Genomic DNA, 19,654 nt, shown 5'->3' with positions numbered 1-19,654 from the left:
GGCGTCAGCCTTGCTGCTCGTCCTTCTTCGGCTCCGACATGCGATCGAGCCGGTCCTGCATTTCCTTCATCTGACGGCGCAGCTCGTCGATGTTGTCGTCGGCGGCCGGGGCCGGCTCGGCGGCCTTCTCGTCGGTGCGCACCGGCGGCGTGAACGGCTTGAACATCGAGAAGGTCTGCTGGAACAGCTCCATGTTGCGGCGCACCTGCTCCTCGAGCGGCGCGAACGGCGTCCCGCTGAAGGTGTCGGCGATCTGCTTGCGGAACTTCTCCTGCTCCCGGGTCAGGGTGTCGATCGACTGCTCAAGGTACTTTGGCACCACCATCTGCATGCTGTCGCCGTAGAAGCGGATCAGCTGGCGCAGGAACGTGGTCGGCAGCAGGTTCTGACCGGCCTTGTTCTCCTGCTCGAAGATGATCTGCGCGAGGACCGACCGCGTGATGTCGTCGCCGGTCTTGGCGTCGTAGACCAGGAAATCCTCCCCGTTCTTAACCATCGAGGCCAGATCTTCGAGGGTCACGTAGGTACTCGTCCCGGTATTGTAGAGCCGCCGGTTCGCGTATTTCTTGATTGTGGTGGGTTGGTCAGATTTCGCCATGAGCTCACACATGCAAACCGAGAACAGGGAACCCGGCGGCGTCGCCGCAGGGCGAAGAGCTACGCAATGCAATAACGTAATCACTTTCGAGCGAGTTCGGCTACGGTTTTGTGCGGAACGGTTAATCCCGCAGCAGAAATCTTGCTCACGAAACGGCCAAGCATCCCAATTTGAATGCGCTGCAGCAGGAATTGCTGATGCCGCCAATTGACATGTCGCAACGACGTTAACAGGATGAAGGACGAAGGTTGCGCACTCGCCAATCCGGGGCTTGCGGAGGGCCGGCACGACCGTGAACTGAAAAGATCATTTTCATTTCAAATACCCTCGAGTCTCAAGCCCTCGCTTTCACGTCCAAGATCAAGAACCCCAGGAGATGCTCATGTCAGACGATGTCGTCATCGTCAGCGCCGCCCGCACCGCGGTTGGAAGTTTCAACGGTGCCTTCGCCAGTGTCCCGGCCCACGAATTGGGGGCGGTGGCCATCAAGGCCGCGCTGGAGCGCGCCGGCGTCGAGCCGGGCCGCGTCTCGGAGGTCATTATGGGCCAGATCCTGACTGCGGCGCAGGGCCAGAACCCGGCGCGCCAGGCTTCGATCGCCGCCGGCATTCCAGTCGAGAGCCCGGCCTGGGGCATCAACCAACTGTGCGGCTCCGGCCTGCGGTCCGTTGCGCTCGGCTACCAGGCGCTCGTCAATGGTGACTCCGACATCGTGGTCGCCGGCGGCCAGGAGTCGATGAGCATGGCGGCGCATGCGCAATATCTGCGCGCCGGCGTGAAGATGGGCTCGCTCGATCTGGTCGACACGATGATCAAGGACGGCCTGTGGGACGCCTTCAACGGCTATCACATGGGCAACACCGCCGAGAACGTTGCGAAGCAATATCAGATCACGCGCGCGCAGCAGGACGAGTTCGCGGTTGCATCGCAGAACAAGGCCGAGGCGGCTCAGAAGGCCGGCAGGTTCAAGGACGAGATCGCGCCCGTGACGGTCAAGAGCCGCAAGGGTGACACCGTGGTCGACACCGATGAATATCCGCGTCATGGCGCGACGATCGAGGCCATGGCCAAGCTGCGTGCGGCGTTCGAGAAGGACGGCACGGTCACGGCCGGCAACGCGTCGGGCATCAATGACGGCGCGGCTGCCGTGGTGCTGATGACCGCCAAGCAGGCGGCCAAGGAGGGCAAGACCCCGCTGGCGCGGATCGTGTCCTGGGGCCAGGCGGGCGTCGACCCGAAGATCATGGGCACCGGCCCGATCCCGGCGTCGCGTTCGGCGCTGAAGAAGGCCGGCTGGAACATCGCCGACCTCGACCTGATCGAAGCCAACGAGGCGTTCGCCGCGCAGGCTTGCGCGGTGAACAAGGATCTCGGCTGGGATCCGGCCAAGGTCAACGTCAACGGCGGCGCGATCGCGATCGGCCATCCGATCGGTGCGTCCGGCGCGCGCGTGCTCGTGACTCTGCTGCACGAGATGCAGAAGCGCGACGCGAAGAAGGGTCTTGCCACGCTGTGCATCGGCGGCGGCATGGGCATCGCGCTGTGCGTTGCACGCGACTAAAAAGCCGGCAGTGACTGCGAACCGTTCAGTCTTCGCAATCGCGTCCAGCTCAACTAAAGATCAACGCCCGGCGATCTCGCCGGGCGTTTTGTTCTTGATGTCCGTCAAACACGTCGCATAATCGACCACTAAAAAATGGAGTTGAGCGAGCATGGGTTGTCGTGCGGCAAGTTGATCGTCGCGCGGAGGTTCATGATCCAATAACAACGGCAAGCGCGGCGACAGCCAGAGGTTGTCCTGTGCGATCAGTCATCGAGGGAAGGATTCGACATGGCACGTGTGGCGTTGGTGACGGGGGGAACGCGCGGTATCGGAGCGGCGATCAGCAAGGCGCTGAAGGCGGCGGGATACAAGGTCGCGGCGAATTACGGCGGCAACGATGCCGCGGCGGAGAAGTTCAAGAGCGAGACCGAGATCCCCGTCTACAAATGGGACGTCAGCTCGTTCGAGGCCTGCGGCGAAGGCATCAAGAAGGTCGAAGCCGATCTCGGTCCGATCGATGTGCTGATCAACAATGCCGGCATCACCCGTGATACGGCCTTCCACAAGATGACGCTCGAGCAGTGGAGCGCGGTGATCAACACCAATCTCGGCTCGCTGTTCAACATGACCCGCCCGGTCATCGAGGGCATGCGCGCGCGCAAGTTCGGCCGCATCATCAACATCTCCTCGATCAACGGCCAGAAGGGCCAGTTCGGCCAGGTCAACTACTCCGCGGCGAAGGCCGGCGACATCGGCTTCACCAAGGCGCTCGCGCTGGAGACGGCCAAGGCCGGCATCACCGTCAACGCGATCTGCCCGGGCTACATCAACACCGAGATGGTGCAGGCGGTGCCGAAGGACGTGCTCGAGAAAGCCATCCTGCCGCTGATTCCGGTGGGGCGCCTCGGCGAGCCCGAGGAGATCGCGCGCGCCGTGGTGTTCCTCGCCGCTGATGAGGCCGGAGCCATCACCGGTTCGACGCTGTCGGTCAATGGCGGCCAGTACATGGTGTGAGCCTCGCCGGCGGCGTTGCCTCCGGCCACCATCTGCGGTTAAGGAAAACCTGATGCCCGCGCTCGCCGCGGGCATTCACGTCTTGGACGCTTCCCGCACGGACGCAGGCGTGGGTGGCCGGCATGAGCCGGCCGTGACGGAGCCTGCCGCCTGATGTCCCAGCGCAATGCGACCCTGATCGGTCTGACCGCGATCCTGATGTGGTCGCTGCTCGCCTTGTTGACGGTGGCAACTGGCACGATCCCCGCCTTCCAGCTTGCGGCGATGACCTTCGCGATCGGCGGCGCGGTCGGCCTGCTCAGTCTGGTCCGCCGACCGGACGGGCTACGGGTGCTGCGGCAGCCGCTGACGGCGTGGGCCGTGGGCGTCGGCGGGCTGTTCGGTTATCACGCGCTGTACTTCCTGGCGCTGCGCTTCGCGCCGCCGGCAGAAGCCGGGCTGCTGAACTATCTTTGGCCGCTGCTGATCGTGCTATTTTCGGCCTTTCTGCCGGGGGAGCGGCTCGCGGTTCATCACGTGACCGGCGCCGTGATCGGGCTTGTCGGCACCGCGCTGCTGTTGCTCGGCAACGGTGCGAGCTTCGCTGCGAGCCAGTTGCCGGGGCTCGCGGCCGCCTTCGTCGCGGCGTTCGTGTGGGCGATCTATTCGGTGCTCTCGCGCCGTCTGAAGGCGGTGCCGACCGATGCCGTCGCCGGCTTCTGCATGGCGACGTCCGCGCTCGCGGCCCTGGTCCATGTTGCGGTCGAGCGAACGGTCTGGCCCGACAGCCCGACGCAGTGGCTCGCTGTTGCCGGTCTCGGCATCGGCCCGGTTGGCGCCGCGTTCTATGCCTGGGACATCGGGATGAAGCGCGGAGACATTCGCGTGCTCGGTGCCGCATCCTATGCGACGCCGCTGCTGTCGACGGCTTTCCTGATCGTTGCCGGCTATGCCCGGCCGAGCGCCACCCTGGCGGTGGCCGCACTGCTGATTGCCGGCGGCGGTCTGGTCGCGGCCAAGGACATGTTCCTCCTGCGCAAGCGCTGACCGCGTCAGGTCGAGCGACGTCAGGCGGGGCCGGCTCGCATGCGGACTCGGCACGGCGGTCCGAATCCGCCGGTTATCCTTGATGCGCACTTAACCGTGCGCAAAACCGGCGCGCCGGCCGGTAGCTTACAACCGCCGATTACAGTTTGCCGCGGTCTGCACCTAACCCGCCCTTTACCCGTGCTGAGCGATAGTCCCTGCGAAATGGTGCTGACAACGGGGCGGCAATGCCGGACGTGAGACGTTACATGGCCCGCGCAGGGGAGTTGTTTCGCGTTCCCGCCGACAGTCCCGAACTGACGCGCGCGCAGTTCCAGGCGTTCTCCAAGCAGGTGCCGCTGCTCTATTTCATTCTCATCACCAACAGCCTGGCGCTCGCCTACACGTTCCTGCCGCTGGCGCCGACGTGGCTCACGATTTCGGTGCCGGCGTTGCTATCGACGATTACCGGCGCGCGCATGCTGTGGTGGCTGCGGCAGGGCGAGGCCGCCAGCAGCGACGCCGAGGTGCTGCGCAACCTGCGTGTCACCAACCGGATTGCCGGCCCGATCGGGGCGCTGTTCGTCGTCTGGTCCTTCGCGTTGTTCCCCTACGGCGACCCATTCGCCAAAGGGCAGGTCGCGTTCTACATGGCGGTCACGGTCATCGGCATCATCTTCTGCCTGATGCACCTGCGCTCCGCAGCCCTGATCGTGACCCTCGTGGTCATCGTGCCCTATGTCATCTTCTTCATGTCCACGGGCGTTCACGCGCTGCGGGCGATCGCGGTCAATCAGCTGCTCGTGTCCGGCGCGATGGTAACGGTGCTGTTCATCTATTATCGGGATTTCGCCGCGCTCGTCGCCAGCCGCAAATCGCTGCTCGCGGAGCAGGCGGCGACGCAAGCGCTGTCGGATGAAAACTTCCGCCTCGCCAATCTGGATTCGCTGACCGATCTGCCCAATCGCCGTCGCTTCTTCTCGGAGCTCACGCAAGCTTTCGCCGAGGCCGACCGGGACGGCACGCGGCTCGCCGTCGGCATCATCGATCTCGACGGCTTCAAGCCGATCAACGACACCTATGGGCACACGGTCGGCGACCGCGTGCTGATCGAGGCCGCGCGCCGCATCCGCGACGCCTGTGCCGGCCATGGCGGCCAGGTCCATCTCGCCCGGCTCGGCGGCGACGAGTTCGGACTGGTGGTCGCCGGCAATCCCACGGACGACGATCTGCTCAACCTCGGACGGCAGATCACCGACCTCATCAAGCTGCCCTATCAGTTCGACACGACCCATACCGGCCTGTCGTGCTCGACCGGCTTTGCGTTGTATCCGCGCTCGGCCATGGTTGCGGATGCTCTGTACGAATGCGCCGACTATGCGCTGTACCACGCCAAGCGCCGCGCCCGCGGCCAGGCCATCATCTTCTCGACCGAGCTCGAGGCGGAGATCCGCAGCCGCAGCGTGATCGAGCACCTGTTGCGCACGGCCGATTTCGACGCCGAGATGGACCTGGCGTTTCAGCCGATCATGGACGCGACGAATTCGCGCACCACCGGATTCGAGGTCCTGGCGCGCTGGCACAGCCCCAAGCTGGGTACGGTGTCGCCCGCAAGCTTCATCCCGGCCGCCGAGCGGATCGGCGTCATCCGCAGCCTGACGCGTTGTCTGCTGGTCAAGGCGCTCGCCGCCGCGCGGACCTGGCCGGACGACATTCGCGTGTCGTTCAATCTCTCCGCGCACGACATCTGTTCGCCGGATGGCGTCCTGCCGCTGCTGGCGGTCATCCATGCCAGCGGCGTGCCGCCGCGCCGCATCGAGTTCGAGATCACCGAGACCGCCGTCACCTTCGACTTCGCCCGCGCCGAGCAGTCGATCGCGGCATTGAAGGCGATCGGTTGCGGCATCTCGCTGGACGATTTCGGCACCGGCTACTCGTCGCTCAGTCACGTCCACCGGCTGCCGCTCGACAAGCTCAAGGTCGACCGCAGTTTCGTGAGCGACGTCAACGCCAACCCGATCAGCCACAAGATCATCAAGTCGCTGACCGGCCTCTGCGCCGACATGGAAATTTCGTGCGTCGTCGAGGGTGTCGAGACCAAGGAGCAGCTCGACAGCCTGCGGCGTCTGGGCGCGGACTACATTCAGGGCTACTACTTTGCGAAGCCGATGCCGGCCGACGCGATTTCCGGCTTCCTCGCCCAGGAGCGCCAGCGCTTCGCCGAGCCGGCCGCGAAGGTCGCCGGCGCGAGCGCCTGACTCAGACCTCCGGCTCCCAGCCGGGCGGCGCAAGCTCGAATCCTTCGAACATGAAGCCCGGCGCCACCGTGCAGCCGACGAGCGTCCAATCGCCGGCGCTCTCGGCGGCCTGCCAGGCATGGGCGGGCACCACCGCCTGCGGCTGCTGGCCGGCTGCGAGGTCGATGCCCAGCGTCGTCGTTTGCGGCGCCTGGCCTTCGGCGGCGATCCGCAAGGTCAGCGGCGCACCGGCATAGAAGTGCCAGGTCTCGACCGCGTCGACCCTGTGCCAATGCGAACGCTCGCCGCGCGCGAGCAGGAAATAGATCAAGGTCGATGCGGCGCGGCCGGAGGCGTCGACGGCCGGATCGCGGAAGGTCTCGCGAAAATGTCCGCCCTCCGGATGAGGCTGCAGGCCGAGACGCGCGATGATGTCGGCAGCCGAGAGCGTGGCCATCGTCGTCCTCGCCGTTACGACTTGTTCTTGCGCTCGCGCAGCTCGCCGAACACTTGCTCGGCGCTGGCGCCCTTCATGCGCAGCCGCAGTGCGACGGCCGGATCGTCGGCGCGCAGGAACACGTTGGCGGTCTTCTCGTCGCCCAGCAGCGACGGAATGGTCGGCCGGTTGGCGGCACGCAGCCGCGTGACCTCCTCGGCGCGAGCCTTCAGCGCCGCGTTGTCGCCGTCGACGGTGAGGGCGAATTTGACGTTCGAGGCTGTGTATTCGTGGCCGCAATAGAGCCGGAAGTCGTCCGGCAGCGCGCGCAGCTTGAGAAGCGAGTCCCACATCATCGGATAGGTGCCCTCGAACACCCGGCCGCAGCCGACCGAGAACAGCGTGTCGGCCGCAAACAGCGCCTTGTCGGCATCGAACACGTAGGAGACGTGGTCGAGCGTATGGCCCGGCGTTTCCAGCACCCGCGCGAGCAACTCGCCGATCTTCACGACATCGCCATGGGCGACTCGCAGATCGACGTTGGCGATCGCCGTCGTCTTGTCGTGGGGCGCGACCACCCGGCAGCCATATTTCTGCTTGAGCTCGGCGACGCCGCCGACATGGTCGTGATGATGATGCGTGATCAGGATGTCGGTGAGCGTCCAGCCTTCGGCGTCCAGTTGCCGGACGATCGGTCCGGCCTCGGGGGCGTCGATCGAGGCAGTCGCACCGGTTGCCGGGTCATGGATCAGATAGCCGAAATTGTCGGACAGGCAGGTGAAGGCGCGGATGTCGGCGGCCATGATGTCTCCGTCGGCGGGACCGGGCGAGGCACGACAGTCGCGCTCGCGATGCCAGAAGGTCGTGGAAGCGGAGCCCGGGCGCAGCGCTGCGGGGCGGCCTCCGATGTCCCGCGCAGAGATATGGCGTTAACGCTGGAGGCGCAACGCAATATTCGGCGCGCGGCAGCGCGCGCTCGCATGATACATTGACGTCATGGACGTGATCGATCTGCGAAATTTCTATTCGGGTCGCCTCGGGATCGTCGCGCGGCTCTTGATCAACCGCGGTATCCGCGCGCGCTGGCCGAGCGCGGCCGGGCAGCGGGTGCTCGGCGTCGGCTATCCCACGCCTTATCTGGGCCTGTTCCGCGAGGATTCCGAACGCTGCATCGCCTTCATGCCGGCGGCGCAGGGGGTGCTGAAATGGCCGACGGCGCGGCCGACGCTGGCCTCGCTGGTGGACGAGTTCTCGCTGCCGCTGCCCGATGCGGCGATCGACCGCATCCTGATCGTGCATGCGCTGGAGATGTCGGACGACCCGGCCGGGCTGCTGCGCGAGATGTGGCGGGTGCTGGCACCGGCGGGACGCATGATCATCGTGATCCCGAACCGGCGCGGCGTCTGGACGCGGACCGACAACACGCCGTTCGGCCATGGCCGGCCCTATTCGCGCTCGCAGATCACGCAACTGCTGCGGCAGACCTGGTTCACGCCGACCGGCTGGGGCGAGGCGCTGTTCATGCCTCCGGTCGGCGGCTGGTTCCTGAAATCGGCGATGGCCTGGGAGCGAGTCGGCGCGGCGCTGTCGCTGCCGTTCGCCGGTGTCCACATCGTGGAGGCGACCAAGCAGGTCTACCGGGTGATCCCGGCGCGCCGCGAGCGCATCCGGCTGATCCCGCGGCTCGAACCGGTGCTGGCGCCGTCACCGTCGGCCCCCGGATCCGGTGGCGCCGGTCGCCGCGAGGTCGGTCCGCCGTCGCACGAAGGATGATCCCGGGCCGTTTTCCTGCGCGCTTCCCGCGCAAAAAAACGGGTGGGCTCAGAGCCCACCCGTTTCGTGTTTCACGACGGAGCGAAATCGCTATTCGCCCGGATTGAGGTCCTCGCTCGGCGCTGGCGCAGCAGCGGCTGCTTCAGCGCGCGGACCATGCGGACGCCGGCGGCGCCGCGGATAGCGCTCGGCAGCGCCCTCGAAGGCGGCCGGGGGATTGGCGATCTGCGGCTGCGGACCGGTGATGAAGGACGGCAGCCGATCGACGCCGCTGTCGGCGATGACGGGCTGGGGTTGCGGCTGCGGCTGGTACTGGACGGGCTGCGGCCGCTCCCGGTGCTCGCGCGGCTCCCGCTCGCGATGTTCGCGGGGTTCACGGTGTTCCCGCGGCTCGCGGTGTTCGCGCGGCTCGCGATGCTCACGCGCTTCGCGGTGCTCGCGCGGCTGCTGCTCGCGCTGATAGGGCTGGTTGTCGCCGCGCTCGCGCTGGCCGCCTTCGCGGTCGCGCATGAAGGGTTGGGGCTGAGGCTGCGGCTGGGCCGGAACAAAGCCGGGCTCCTGGCCGAAATGCGAGAAGCTCTCACCGTCATCGTCGAGGTCGTCGACGGTCAGGTCCTCGGTGTTGCGCGGCTGCTGCGGCTGATTCTGGCGGAACTGCTCCTGCGCGGCGGCAATCAGGCGGAAATAGTGCTCGGCGTGCTGGTAGTAGTTCTCGGCGGCTACGGGGTCACCCGAAGAGCGAGCGTCGCGGGCAAGCTGGACATATTTCTCGGCGACATGAGAGGCAGTGCCGCGGATCTTGATGTCCGGTCCATTGGACTCGAACACCCGGGTCAGCGGATTCTGGCCGCGCCGGTTATTGTTGTTGTTACCGCCGCTGTTCCGGTTGCGCATCCGCTTGTTGTTCTGACCGTTTCTCATGTCCTGCCTTTATTCCAACCCTGCGTTAGGAGCACCGATTGTCTGAGCACTGATTGTTATCGGAATACCGAGAGTGTATTGAAGAGTGTATTGAAATACCTTCGCCGGGCTCGGACGCCTCGCGCGCGGTCCAAATGGTCCCATCCGACCCATGTCGGTTCCGACATGCCGGTTTGACCCATGCCGATGTGATCGACAGCCGATTCTCTCGACAAAAGCGCGTTCAAAACGCGTTCCCCACCCGCCAGCCCCTGGGACCGGCGAACCACGTCATTCAGCCAGCCAAGGCGACATGCGCCACGACCGACCCAGTTTGCTTAGCGTAAGACCTCAAGTGCAAAGTCAGGCTTTCGTTCGCTTTGCAGTCGCGGGCTGCGCAGCCATCCGGGCTCTCGCGCTCAGCAGATCTGCGTTCTGGAACCTATCGCCCGGCGCGGCTCTCTGGCATCTGACCGCGGCGGTGTTCCGTGAATACCGCTCGTCGTGGCCTGCACCGGTGCTATGGATGGAACGTAGTCGCTCCCGGGGGATATTCCAAGAGCTTTTTCTGCATTCCCCGACCTTTACCGGAGCTTTTTTAGGCCCATGACGGTTCGGGGAATACCGGCCAGATCGGCCCGGATCGTCGAGGAATCGGCCGTCAGGCCAGCCCTCACCATCAATGCAGCGACCTCGTCACTCTGGCCAAGCCCGACCTCCACGATGACAGCGCCGTCCGGCCGCAGCAGGGCCGCCGCCTGCGGCATCAGCGCGCGGTAGGCGTCGAGCCCGTCCTTGCCCCCGTCCAGGGCGCGCAGCGGATCATGAGTGCGCACCTCGACGTCGAGCGCACCGATCTCGGACGATGGGATGTAGGGCGGGTTCGACACGATCAGGTCGAAACCCGCAGACAGCGCTGCGGCGTAGGAGCAGGCGACGAAGCCGGCGCGGTCGGCTAATCCGAGCGCGCGCGCATTATCCCGCGCGGTGGTCAGCGCGGCCAAGCTGATGTCGGTACCGAGTCCAAAGGCCCGCGGCAGCTCGGACAGCAGCGCCAGCAGGATCGCGCCGGAGCCCGTGCCGAGATCGGCGATGCGCAAGCGACGCTTCAGGTCGCCGCCGGCCGCGAGATGTTCCAGTGCCAGCTCGACGACAGTCTCTGTGTCCGGCCGCGGCACCAGCGTGTCGGCCGACAATCGCAGGTCCAGGCCCCAGAACTCTTTGGTGCCGAGGATGCGGGCGACCGGTTCGCCGGCCAGCCGGCGCTGCACCAGCGTTTCCAGGCGCTGCGCGTCGTCATGGGAGAGCTGTCGTCTCCCGTGCATCACGAGCCCGGTGAGGTCGAGCTGCAGCGCATGGCCGACCAGCAGCCGCGCATCGAGCTCGGGCGAGTCGAGGCCCGCATCTGCAAAGCGCGCGGCCAGGGCACGGCGGGCGGCATCGATCGTCACGCCGGCGATGAGGCCGGTCATCGCGCAAACTCCCTCCACGCGTCATCCCCGCGAACGCGGGGAGCCATACGCCGTGCCGTGGCGGGACGGGCGGTCGGAGTTGCCTTCTGTGACAGCCACGAAGGCCGGTGGTTAGGGGTCCCTGCGTTCGCCGGGACGACACCGTTTGTGTCGGGGCAGCGTCGCATCGCCTCCTGCAATGCGCCGGTGCGCATCACGCCGCAGCACCTTGCGCGGCGAGCTGCGCGGCCTGGTGCTCGGTCGTCAGCGCGTCGATGAGTTCGCCCAGCGCTTCGCCGGCGATCACCTGCGGCAGCTTGTAGAGCGTCAGGTTGATGCGGTGGTCGGTGACGCGCCCTTGCGGAAAATTATAGGTGCGGATGCGCTCCGAGCGGTCGCCCGAGCCGACTTTCTCCTTGCGCTCGGCCGAGCGGGCCGCGTCGACCTTCTGCCGCTCGGCGTCGTAGATGCGCGAGCGCAGGATGTTCATCGCGGAGGCGCGGTTCTTGTGCTGCGAGCGGCTGTCCTGCATCATCACGACGATCCCGGTCGGGATATGGGTGATGCGGATCGCCGATTCCGTCTTGTTGACGTGCTGGCCGCCGGCGCCTTGCGCGCGCATGGTCTCGATGCGCAGGTCGTCCGGCTTGATGTCGACGTCGACATCCTCGACCTCGGGCAGCACGGCGACCGTCGCCGCGGAGGTGTGGATGCGGCCCTGCGTCTCGGTATCGGGCACGCGCTGCACGCGGTGCACGCCGGATTCGAACTTCAGCTTGGCGAAGGCGCCGCGGCCCTGCACCTCGGCGATGATCTCCTTGTAGCCGCCGACGGTGCCTTCGGAGGCCGAGACCACCTCGACCTTCCAGCCCTGCAGGGCGGCGAAGCGCTCATACATCCGGAACAGGTCGCCGGCGAACAACGAGGCCTCGTCGCCGCCGGTGCCGGCGCGGATTTCGAGCACGACGTTGCGGTCGTCCATCGCATCCTTCGGCAGCAGCGCGAGACGGATCTTCTGCTCAAGCTCGCCGCGGCGCGCGATCAGCTCGTCGCGCTCGGCCTCGGCCATCGCGCGCATTTCGGCATCGGTGGTGGGATCGGCGATCAGCGCCTCGGTGTCGGCGAGCTCCTTGACGCCGGCGCGATAGGCCTTCACCGCGTCGATCAGCGGATTGAGCTCGGCCAGCTCACGGGTGATCTGCACGTAGCGGTCGGAATTGACCTGGCCGAGCAGCTCCGCCTCGAGCGAGGCGTGATGCGCGAGCAGGACATCCAGTTTGGCTTGGGGAAGCGACGACATGATGCAATCTGTTCTAGGAGCAAACGATACGAACGGAAGACGCGCAGGCCGCGACAGACCCGCTACAGCGCGAGGCCTTCGCTCTCGGCGAACTCGGTCAGCTTCTGCCGCATCGAGAAGCTGCCGGCCGGCGCGGCCAGCCATTCGGCCATCTTCGTCGCCGCCTTGCCGGCGTCGAGTTCGAGGATCATCGCCTTCACAGGGCCGTGCGCGGTGGCCGACAACGACAGCGAACGGTAGCCGAGCGCGATCAGTGCCAATGCGCCGATCGGCTTGGAGGCCATCTCGCCGCACAGTGACACCGACCGCTTGGCGGCCTTGGCCTTGTGCACGATCTGCTGCAACGCCCGCAGGATCGGCGTCGACAGCGTGTCGAAGCGCTCGGAGACCTTGGCATTGCCGCGATCGACCGCGAACAGGAACTGGAACAGGTCGTTCGAGCCGACCGAGATGAAGTCGACCTTCGAAAGCAGCTCGTCGAGCTGATACAGCAGCGCCGGGACCTCGAGCATGGTGCCGACGTCGACGCGTTCCGGCAGCGTATGGCCGTGCTGGCGCAGATAGGTCAGCTCGCGCTCGACGATCGCCTTGGCCGTGTCGAACTCGGCGACTTCCGAGATCATCGGGAACATGATGCGCAGCGAGCGGCCGCCGCCGGCGCGCAGCAGCGCCCGGATCTGGCCGCGCAGCAGGCCCGGACGGTCGAGGCCGAGGCGGATCGCGCGCCAGCCGAGCGCCGGATTCTCCTCGATCACGGTCTCCATGTACGGCAGCGCCTTGTCGCCGCCGATGTCCAAGGTGCGGAACGTGACCGGCTTGTGGCCGGCGGCGTCGAGAACCGTGCGATACAGCGCCAGCTGGTCGCTCGAGCGCGGCAGGCTGGCGGACACCATGAATTGCAGCTCGGTGCGGAACAGGCCGATGCCGGCGCTGCCGGTGTCCTCGATGTGCGGCAGGTCGATGACCAGGCCGGCATTGATCATCAGCTCGACCGGCTGGCCGTCCTTGGTCACGCAGGGCTTGTTGCGCAGCTCGCCATATTGCGCCTGACGGCGGGCGCGGAAGCGCACCCGCTCGGCATAGGCGGATTCGATCTCCGACGACGGGCGCACATAGATCGAGCCTGAGGTGCCATCGACGATGATGGCGTCGCCGGGATCGGCGATGCCCGGCGCGTTCGGCACCTCGCCGACGGCGGGAATGCCCAGTGCACGCGCCACGATCGCGACATGCGAATTGGCGGTGCCTTCCTCGAGCACGAGGCCGCGCAGCCGCTTGCGGTCGTAGTCGAGCAGCGCCGCCGGACCCATCGCGCGTGCGATCAGGATGGCGTTGTCCGGCAGGTGCTCGCGCCGCGGCGCGTGGTCCTGGCCGACGAGCTGACGCAGCAGCCGGTAGCCGAGATCCTCGAGGTCGTGCAGCCGCTCGCGCAGATACGGATCGGTCGAGCGCAGCATGCGGGCGCGGGTGTCCGACTGCACGCGCTCGACGGCGGCTTCCGCCGTGAGGCCGGTCGCCACCGCCTCGTGCAGCTTGTGCGACCAGCCCTGGTCGTTGGCGAACATGCGATAGGCTTCGAGCACCTCGCGGTGCTCGCCGCCATCGGCGACGTCGCCGCGCTCCAGCATGCGGTCGAGGTCGGCGCGCAGCTTGAGCAGCGCGGCGTCGAGCCGCTTGATCTCCTTGGGCAGGTCCTCGGCGATGTAGTTGTTGATGACGACGCGCGGCTCGTGCAGCACGACATGGCCGAGCGCGATGCCATCGGACAGCACCGTGCCGGTCTTGTGGATCGAGTGCCGCGCCGCCGGCTCGGCGCCGGGCTGCGCCAGTGCTGCGAGCTCGCCGGAGGCGATCATCTCGGCGAGCACCATCGCGGTGGTCTGCAGCGCCTCGACCTCTTCCTCGACATAGGTGCGCTTGGCTCGGTTCTGCACCACCAGCACGCCGAGCGTGTTGCCGGCGCGCAGGATCGGCACGCCAAGGAAGGAGTGGTAGATCTCTTCGCCGGTCTCCGGCCGATACGAGAAGGCGGGATGGCTCTGCGCGTCGTTCAGGTTGAGCGGCGTCGCTTCGCTGGCGACGAGGCCGACGAGGCCTTCATGCGCGCTCAGCACGGTCATGTGCACGGCGTCGCGGTTCAGACCTTCGGTAGCGTAGAGCTCCAGCGTGTTGTCGACGCGCAGCACATAGACCGAGCAGACCTCCGCGACCATGTTGGCCGCGATCAGCACCACGATCTTGTCGAGCCGCTCCTGTGCCGAGACCTGCTCCGCCATGGTCTCGCGAAGCCGTCTGAGCAGGACGCGGGGGCCTCCCGACGCGCTTCGCATGTGGCACAATCCCCCTTCCTGGGGCCAGCCCGGCACGCGGCCGGATCTGGCGCTAAACTCGCGGCATCGAACAGCTTTCTCGATTCGGCACTATCGCACGCTCAGAGTGCCGGCCCGAACCAGAACAACCTTCACTGGAGCACAGTTTGCGGCTGCCATCCTGCGATGGCGTATAGCGAATTAGGGCTTGTTTTGCCAAGCAAAACGCCTGCCACCGCGGGCGGCGTCAACGGCTTTCGAACGATCTCCGGCCCGTCCCGCTGTCACAGAACGGGACAGGTGTGGTCGCGGAGGAGGATTTTCTAGGCCTGGTCCAGTCCGTAGAGCGTATGCAGCGTGCGGACGGCGAGCTCGGTGTAGGCGGCGTCGATCAGCACCGAGAACTTGATCTCGGAGGTCGTGATCGCGCGAATGTTGATGTTGCGGGCGGCGAGCGCGGCAAATCCCTTGGCGGCGACGCCGGCATGGCTGCGCATGCCCGATCCGATCACCGAAACCTTGGCGACGTCGGTCGCGGTATCCAGGCGCTGATAGCCGATCCTGTCCTTGGCCGCGGTGATGGTCTCGCGCGCGCGATTGTAATCGGTGGCCGGCACCGTGAAGGTGAGATCGGTGGTCTTGCCGTCTTCGGAGACGTTCTGGACGATCATGTCGACGTTGATATTGGCATCCGCCAGTGGTCCGAAGATCGAGGCGGCGACGCCCGGCTTGTCCTCGATCTGGCGCACCGAGATCTGGGCCTCGTCCTTGGAGAAGGCGATGCCGGTCACGACGTGATTTTCCATGATTTGTTCCTCGCTGCAGATCAGCGTCCCCGGCGGCTGGTTGGCGTGCGGGTCGATATCCTCGGGCTTGTCGAATGAGGAGCGGACGAAGATCGGCATGTTGTGCACCATGCCCAGTTCCACCGAACGGACCTGCAGCACCTTGGCGCCCTGCGACGCCAGCTCCAGCATGTCCTCGAAGGCGATCTTGTCGAGCCGCTTGGCCTTCGGCACCACCCGGGGGTCGGTGGTATAGACGCCGTCGACGTCGGTATAGATGTCGCAGCGGTCGGCCTTGATGGCGGCCGCGATCGCCACCGCCGAGGTGTCCGAGCCGCCGCGGCCGAGCGTGGTGATTCGCCCGGTTTCGGCGTTGATGCCCTGGAAGCCGGCGATGACCGCGACCTCCTTGCGGTCGCGAAAGCGCTGGATCAGCTCGGAGCCGTCGATATCGACGATTCGCGCCGAGGCATGGGCATCGCTGGTCTTGATCGGGATCTGCCAGCCCTGCCACGAGCGGGCCTGGATGCCCATGCTCTGCAGCACGATCGCCAGCAGGCCGGACGTGACCTGCTCGCCCGAGGCCACGACGGCATCGTATTCACGCGCATCGTGCATCGGCGACGCCTCGGTGCACCAGGCGACCAGTTCGTTGGTCTTGCCGGACATGGCCGAGACCACGACGGCGACCTCATGACCGGCGTCGACCTCGCGCTTGACGTGGCGCGCGACGTTGCGGATGCGGTCGATGTTGGCGACGGATGTGCCGCCGAATTTCAGCACGAGGCGACCCATGACGACGCGCTCATTCCCATCAGGAGGATAAGTTGACCGGCTGGGCGCGAAACCGGAGGCGCGCCAGCCGAAACGCGCGTATACATAGCGCCGCGGCTGGGGGCAAGACGGTTCCTTGTGGTGACAGGGTCAGGTAGAGGCTTTGGAATGGCGCGTTACATCGACGAAATCCTGCAACCCGGCGAGAAGGTGCTGTATTCGACCAATGCACATTGGATGTTCTACCTGCCGGCGATCGGGGCCTGGATCGTCGTGTTTGGATTGCTCGTCCTCTCCCGCATGACCGTGAACGACAATCTGGTCATGCTGTGCCTGGCCACCGCCGCCGTCATCGCCATTATTGCCCTGTATTGGACGGTTCGGGCCTGGTTCCATCGCCTCACCACCGAGACGGACGTCACCAATCGCCGTGTCGTGCACAAAACCGGTTTCATCAAGCGCCGTACCTTCGAGATGGCTCTCGACAAGGTCGAGAGCGTCGACGTCAACCAGACCATCATGGGACGGGTTCTCAATTACGGCGATGTCACCATCTTGGGTGTGGGCGAGGGCAAGGAAACCATTTCGACCATCGCGGAGCCGCTGGCGTTCCGGAACGCCATCACGGCGCGTTAGCCCGGTACGGCGCCGCAGCTTCGATCATTGAGTATTCAGCGATGACAATGCCTCAGGATTCCCGCAGCACTTCTGTTCCCTCCGGCTCGACCGTCGATCCGGCCGAGATCGCGAAGTTCTCGAAACTGTCCGAGACGTGGTGGGACCCCAAGGGCAAGATGGCGCCCCTGCACAAGATCAACCCGCTGCGCCTGACCTACATCCGCGATGCCGCCTGCCGGAAATTCGAGCGCAACGCCAAGAGCCTCAACTGCCTGTCGGGGCTGCGCATGCTCGACATCGGCTGCGGCGCGGGACTGCTGTGCGAGCCATTCACGCGGCTGGGCGCGCAGGTCGTCGGCGTCGACCCCTCGGCCAGCAACATTGCCGCCGCCAGGCTGCATGCCGAGAAGGGTCATCTGTCGATCGACTACCGCTGCACCACGATCGAGGAGATGGACCCGCGCGAGCGCTTCGACATCGTGCTGGCGATGGAGGTCGTCGAGCACGTCACCGACGTCAGCGCCTTCCTCGGCCGCTGTGCCGCGGTGCTGAAGCCGGGCGGCATGATGGTGGTCTCGACCCTCAACCGCAACTGGAAGAGCTTTGCGCTCGCCATCGTCGGCGCCGAATACGTGCTGCGCTGGCTGCCGCGCGGCACGCATGAGTGGAGCAAGTTCGTCACGCCGGACGAGCTGACGAAATACCTGCTCGACAACCGCCTGGTCATCACCGAGCAGAGCGGCGTGGTCTACAGCCCGTTCGCCGACCGCTGGAGCCTGTCGACCGACATGGACGTGAACTACATGATGGTCGCCGAGCAGATGGTTTAGCGCGCGCGGCCAATCATCAGCTTGACCCGTCTGCCGCTCCATAACCGGTGTCGTCCCTGCGAACGCAGGGACCCATAACCACAGGGAGGGGTTTGAGGCACGCTAGGAGATCAGGTCGCTGAGATCGCGCCATTCAAGATTGTCGCGCTCGATCAGTTCGATTTTCCAATCACGCTTCCAGCGCTTGAGCTGCTTCTCGCGGGTGACCGCTTCCGCAGCAACAGTGTAGATTTCGACATAGACCAGCCGAAACACCCCGTACTTCTTCACGAACTCCGAGCCTTCGCCCTTGCGATGCTGCTCGAGCCGCGTCCGTAACGAGTTGGTCACACCGATGTACAGCGTACCGTGACGGCCGCTGGCGAGAATATAGACATAGTACATCGCCGCACCATCGCGTGGATGGATCGCCTAACCCAATTGAAGCCGGTGGTTATGGGTCCCTGCGTTCGCAGGGACGACACCGGATGTGTGGCGCGAGCTTACCACAAGACGCAATCCGTCCTGGCCCTTCCGGCGAGAGCTGCAATCCTGACATGCGGCTGAACCGCCTCACCGCTGTTGACCCAGCGCCCCGTGGTCGTCACGGTGCCAATCTCACTACTGCATTGTGCCGCATGCTCTCCATCACCTCGCTCTGGATTCCCTTTACGCTGGTCGCCGCCGCTGGCCAGGTCGCGCGCAATGCGATGCAGCGGTCGCTGACGGCGAAGCTCGGCACCTGGGGTGCGACCAATATCCGCTTCCTGTTCGGCTTTCCGTTCTCGCTGGTGTTCCTGACCGCGGTGCTGCTGGCCACCGGCGACCACCTGCCGTGGCCGCCGGCGGTGTTCTGGCCGTGGCTGCTGCTCGGTGCGCTCAGCCAGATCATCGCCACCGGGCTGATGCTGCTGGCGATGACTGACCGCTCCTTCGTCGTCACCACGGCCTATCTGAAGACCGAGGCGATCCAGACCGCGATCTTCGGCTTCATCTTTCTCGGCGATCCGCTCTCGCTTCCAAAGGTGATCGCGATCCTGATCGCCACCATCGGCGTCGTCATCACCGCCCTCAGGCCCGGCGGTGAGAAGAGCTTTGCCGAGTTGAGGCCGACCGTAACCGGCCTGGTTGCCGCGGCGTCGTTCGCCTTGTCGGCCGTCGGCTTCCGCGGCGCCATCATCACCGTCGACGGCGTGTCCTTCGTCACCGCCGCGTCGTACACGCTGGTCTGGGGCCTATTCGTGCAGACGGCGCTCCTCACCGTCTATCTGCTGGCGCGCGCGCCCGACATCCTGCGCGGAATCCTGTCGCTGTGGCGGCCATCGATGATGGCCGGCTTCGTCGGCGCCTTCGCATCGCAATTCTGGTTCCTGGCGTTCGCGCTGACCGCGGCCGCCAACGTCCGCACGCTCGCGCTGATCGAGGTACTGTTCGCGCAGGGCGTGTCGTACTATTCGTTCAAGCAGCCGGTTTCGCTGCGCGAGATCGGCGGCATCACGCTGATCGTCGCCGGCGTGGCGCTGCTGGTCGCCGTGTAGTCAGCCCTTGATCGCGATCAGCACGGCGCCGGCCGCGATCAGCGCGATGCCGATCCAGCCCTGCAGGCTCGGTCGTTCGCCGAGAAACACGACGCCGAACAAGGCGACCAGCACGACGCTGAGCTTGTCGATCGGCGCGACCAAGGTCGCCGGGCCGAGCTTCAGAGCGCGGAAGTAGCACAACCACGAGGCGCCGGTGCCGAGCGCCGACAGCGTCAGGAAGACCCAGCTCTTCATCGAGATCGGGCCGGGGCTCGTCAGCTGGCCTGTCGAAAACAGGATCAGCGCCAGCGTCACCAGCACGATCGCCGTGCGGATGAGCGTAGCGAGGTCGGAGTTGAGCCCCTCGACGCCGACCTTGGCAAAGATGGCGGTGAGGGCCGCAAACAGCGCGGAGAGGAGAGCCCAGAGCTGCCAGGAGGAGGAGAGGGGGGACATCGCTATCGCTCAGACCAAGAAGGCAGTTCGAGACAAGGTATTTCAACCGTCATTGCGAGCGAAGCGAAGCAATCCAGAATCTTTGCCCGGCGCTGGATTGCTTCGCTTCGCTCGCAATGACGGAGA

At 65.8% G+C, this 19,654-nt stretch carries 18 protein-coding genes; 8 read left to right on the top strand and 10 right to left on the bottom strand.

Annotation, left to right across the window (positions count from 1 at the left end):
- Window positions 1-4: 4 nt before the first annotated feature.
- Entirely contained in the window at window positions 5-598 is a 594-nt protein-coding gene (gene phaR / locus QX048_RS12015; RefSeq protein WP_315751926.1) for a polyhydroxyalkanoate synthesis repressor PhaR, read from the bottom strand.
- Between the two features lie 382 nt (window positions 599-980).
- Between phaR and QX048_RS12010 the strand changes: the two genes are divergently transcribed.
- From QX048_RS12010 to QX048_RS11995, 4 genes are all read left to right on the top strand, one after another.
- On the top strand, window positions 981-2,159 hold the full coding sequence (locus QX048_RS12010) for an acetyl-CoA C-acetyltransferase (protein WP_315715177.1): 1,179 nt from the start codon (window positions 981-983) through the stop codon (window positions 2,157-2,159).
- Window positions 2,160-2,429: 270 nt separating this feature from the next.
- On the top strand, window positions 2,430-3,155 hold the full coding sequence (locus QX048_RS12005; RefSeq protein ID WP_315751927.1) for a beta-ketoacyl-ACP reductase: 726 nt from the start codon (window positions 2,430-2,432) through the stop codon (window positions 3,153-3,155).
- A gap of 153 nt (window positions 3,156-3,308) precedes the next feature.
- Window positions 3,309-4,181 carry a DMT family transporter gene (locus QX048_RS12000; RefSeq protein WP_315751928.1) on the top strand — a complete coding sequence of 291 codons (873 nt, stop codon included), beginning with the start codon at window positions 3,309-3,311 and terminating at the stop codon, window positions 4,179-4,181.
- Between the two features lie 227 nt (window positions 4,182-4,408).
- The gene (locus QX048_RS11995; protein ID WP_315715180.1) at window positions 4,409-6,418 is read left to right on the top strand and encodes a putative bifunctional diguanylate cyclase/phosphodiesterase; all 2,010 of its coding nucleotides are present in this window, start codon (window positions 4,409-4,411) and stop codon (window positions 6,416-6,418) included.
- Between the two features lies 1 nt (window position 6,419).
- On the opposite strand, the gene QX048_RS11990 is transcribed toward QX048_RS11995, so the two are convergent.
- On the bottom strand, window positions 6,420-6,854 hold the full coding sequence (locus tag QX048_RS11990) for a cupin domain-containing protein (protein ID WP_315715181.1): 435 nt from the start codon (window positions 6,852-6,854) through the stop codon (window positions 6,420-6,422).
- A 14-nt stretch (window positions 6,855-6,868) separates the two neighbouring features.
- Window positions 6,869-7,636 (bottom strand): hydroxyacylglutathione hydrolase, encoded by a 768-nt coding sequence (gene gloB, locus QX048_RS11985; RefSeq protein ID WP_315715182.1) that lies wholly within the window; start codon window positions 7,634-7,636, stop codon window positions 6,869-6,871.
- A 193-nt stretch (window positions 7,637-7,829) separates the two neighbouring features.
- Here gloB and QX048_RS11980 point away from each other — a divergent pair, with 193 nt between their 5' ends.
- A complete protein-coding gene (locus tag QX048_RS11980) occupies window positions 7,830-8,606 on the top strand; it encodes a class I SAM-dependent methyltransferase (protein ID WP_316166270.1) in 777 nt (258 codons plus the stop codon).
- Window positions 8,607-8,696: 90 nt separating this feature from the next.
- On the opposite strand, the gene QX048_RS11975 is transcribed toward QX048_RS11980, so the two are convergent.
- The 5 genes from QX048_RS11975 to QX048_RS11955 all read right to left on the bottom strand — a co-directional run bounded on the left by QX048_RS11975 (window position 8,697) and on the right by QX048_RS11955 (window position 16,146).
- Window positions 8,697-9,527: a DUF4167 domain-containing protein gene (locus tag QX048_RS11975; protein WP_315751931.1), complete on the bottom strand. Its 831-nt coding sequence runs from the start codon at window positions 9,525-9,527 to the stop codon at window positions 8,697-8,699.
- A 563-nt stretch (window positions 9,528-10,090) separates the two neighbouring features.
- The gene (gene prmC, locus QX048_RS11970) at window positions 10,091-10,978 is read right to left on the bottom strand and encodes a peptide chain release factor N(5)-glutamine methyltransferase (protein ID WP_316171000.1); all 888 of its coding nucleotides are present in this window, start codon (window positions 10,976-10,978) and stop codon (window positions 10,091-10,093) included.
- A gap of 193 nt (window positions 10,979-11,171) precedes the next feature.
- Window positions 11,172-12,257, bottom strand: coding sequence for a peptide chain release factor 1 (gene prfA, locus QX048_RS11965; protein ID WP_316200494.1), 1,086 nt, complete (start codon window positions 12,255-12,257; stop codon window positions 11,172-11,174).
- A 62-nt stretch (window positions 12,258-12,319) separates the two neighbouring features.
- Window positions 12,320-14,587, bottom strand: coding sequence for a phosphoenolpyruvate--protein phosphotransferase (gene ptsP, locus QX048_RS11960; RefSeq protein ID WP_315715187.1), 2,268 nt, complete (start codon window positions 14,585-14,587; stop codon window positions 12,320-12,322).
- Between the two features lie 302 nt (window positions 14,588-14,889).
- On the bottom strand, window positions 14,890-16,146 hold the full coding sequence (locus QX048_RS11955; RefSeq protein ID WP_315715188.1) for an aspartate kinase: 1,257 nt from the start codon (window positions 16,144-16,146) through the stop codon (window positions 14,890-14,892).
- Between the two features lie 147 nt (window positions 16,147-16,293).
- On the opposite strand from QX048_RS11955, the gene QX048_RS11950 reads away from it, so the two are divergent.
- Together QX048_RS11950 and ubiG are read left to right on the top strand one after the other, a co-directional pair.
- Window positions 16,294-16,761: a PH domain-containing protein gene (locus QX048_RS11950; protein WP_316200495.1), complete on the top strand. Its 468-nt coding sequence runs from the start codon at window positions 16,294-16,296 to the stop codon at window positions 16,759-16,761.
- Window positions 16,762-16,808: 47 nt separating this feature from the next.
- Window positions 16,809-17,573, top strand: a complete 765-nt coding sequence (gene ubiG / locus QX048_RS11945; RefSeq protein ID WP_409977941.1) for a bifunctional 2-polyprenyl-6-hydroxyphenol methylase/3-demethylubiquinol 3-O-methyltransferase UbiG — start codon at window positions 16,809-16,811, stop codon at window positions 17,571-17,573.
- A 102-nt stretch (window positions 17,574-17,675) separates the two neighbouring features.
- On the opposite strand, the gene QX048_RS11940 is transcribed toward ubiG, so the two are convergent.
- Window positions 17,676-17,957, bottom strand: a complete 282-nt coding sequence (locus QX048_RS11940) for a GIY-YIG nuclease family protein (protein WP_316170998.1) — start codon at window positions 17,955-17,957, stop codon at window positions 17,676-17,678.
- A gap of 233 nt (window positions 17,958-18,190) precedes the next feature.
- Between QX048_RS11940 and QX048_RS11935 the strand changes: the two genes are divergently transcribed.
- Window positions 18,191-19,090, top strand: a complete 900-nt coding sequence (locus QX048_RS11935; protein WP_316166265.1) for a DMT family transporter — start codon at window positions 18,191-18,193, stop codon at window positions 19,088-19,090.
- Here the strand turns inward: QX048_RS11935 and QX048_RS11930 are convergent, their stop codons facing one another.
- Window positions 19,091-19,528: an EamA family transporter gene (locus QX048_RS11930; protein WP_316200496.1), complete on the bottom strand. Its 438-nt coding sequence runs from the start codon at window positions 19,526-19,528 to the stop codon at window positions 19,091-19,093. It lies immediately after the preceding gene.
- Window positions 19,529-19,654 lie beyond the last annotated feature (126 nt).

The sequence above is a fragment of the Bradyrhizobium sp. SZCCHNS30572 genome, assembly GCF_032484415.1.
In the GTDB taxonomy this organism is placed as follows: domain Bacteria; phylum Pseudomonadota; class Alphaproteobacteria; order Rhizobiales; family Xanthobacteraceae; genus Bradyrhizobium.
This window is presented reverse-complemented; position numbering and strand designations above follow the sequence as displayed.

Excerpts from the sequence above, each read along its gene's own strand:
- QX048_RS11975 (WP_315751931.1), bottom strand. The coding sequence starts at position 9,527 with ATGAGAAACGGTCAGAACAACAAGCGGATGCGCAACCGGAACAGCGGC.
- gloB (WP_315715182.1), bottom strand. The coding sequence starts at position 7,636 with ATGGCCGCCGACATCCGCGCCTTCACCTGCCTGTCCGACAATTTCGGC.
- QX048_RS11930 (WP_316200496.1), bottom strand. The coding sequence starts at position 19,528 with ATGTCCCCCCTCTCCTCCTCCTGGCAGCTCTGGGCTCTCCTCTCCGCG.
- prfA (WP_316200494.1), bottom strand. The coding sequence starts at position 12,257 with ATGTCGTCGCTTCCCCAAGCCAAACTGGATGTCCTGCTCGCGCATCAC.
- QX048_RS12000 (WP_315751928.1), top strand. The coding sequence starts at position 3,309 with ATGTCCCAGCGCAATGCGACCCTGATCGGTCTGACCGCGATCCTGATG.
- QX048_RS11935 (WP_316166265.1), top strand. The coding sequence starts at position 18,191 with ATGCTCTCCATCACCTCGCTCTGGATTCCCTTTACGCTGGTCGCCGCC.
- ptsP (WP_315715187.1), bottom strand. The coding sequence starts at position 14,587 with ATGCGAAGCGCGTCGGGAGGCCCCCGCGTCCTGCTCAGACGGCTTCGC.
- QX048_RS11950 (WP_316200495.1), top strand. The coding sequence starts at position 16,294 with ATGGCGCGTTACATCGACGAAATCCTGCAACCCGGCGAGAAGGTGCTG.
- ubiG (WP_409977941.1), top strand. The coding sequence starts at position 16,809 with ATGCCTCAGGATTCCCGCAGCACTTCTGTTCCCTCCGGCTCGACCGTC.
- phaR (WP_315751926.1), bottom strand. The coding sequence starts at position 598 with ATGGCGAAATCTGACCAACCCACCACAATCAAGAAATACGCGAACCGG.
- QX048_RS11980 (WP_316166270.1), top strand. The coding sequence starts at position 7,830 with ATGGACGTGATCGATCTGCGAAATTTCTATTCGGGTCGCCTCGGGATC.
- QX048_RS11995 (WP_315715180.1), top strand. The coding sequence starts at position 4,409 with ATGCCGGACGTGAGACGTTACATGGCCCGCGCAGGGGAGTTGTTTCGC.
- QX048_RS11955 (WP_315715188.1), bottom strand. The coding sequence starts at position 16,146 with ATGGGTCGCCTCGTGCTGAAATTCGGCGGCACATCCGTCGCCAACATC.
- QX048_RS11990 (WP_315715181.1), bottom strand. The coding sequence starts at position 6,854 with ATGGCCACGCTCTCGGCTGCCGACATCATCGCGCGTCTCGGCCTGCAG.
- QX048_RS12010 (WP_315715177.1), top strand. The coding sequence starts at position 981 with ATGTCAGACGATGTCGTCATCGTCAGCGCCGCCCGCACCGCGGTTGGA.
- prmC (WP_316171000.1), bottom strand. The coding sequence starts at position 10,978 with ATGACCGGCCTCATCGCCGGCGTGACGATCGATGCCGCCCGCCGTGCC.
- QX048_RS11940 (WP_316170998.1), bottom strand. The coding sequence starts at position 17,957 with ATGTACTATGTCTATATTCTCGCCAGCGGCCGTCACGGTACGCTGTAC.
- QX048_RS12005 (WP_315751927.1), top strand. The coding sequence starts at position 2,430 with ATGGCACGTGTGGCGTTGGTGACGGGGGGAACGCGCGGTATCGGAGCG.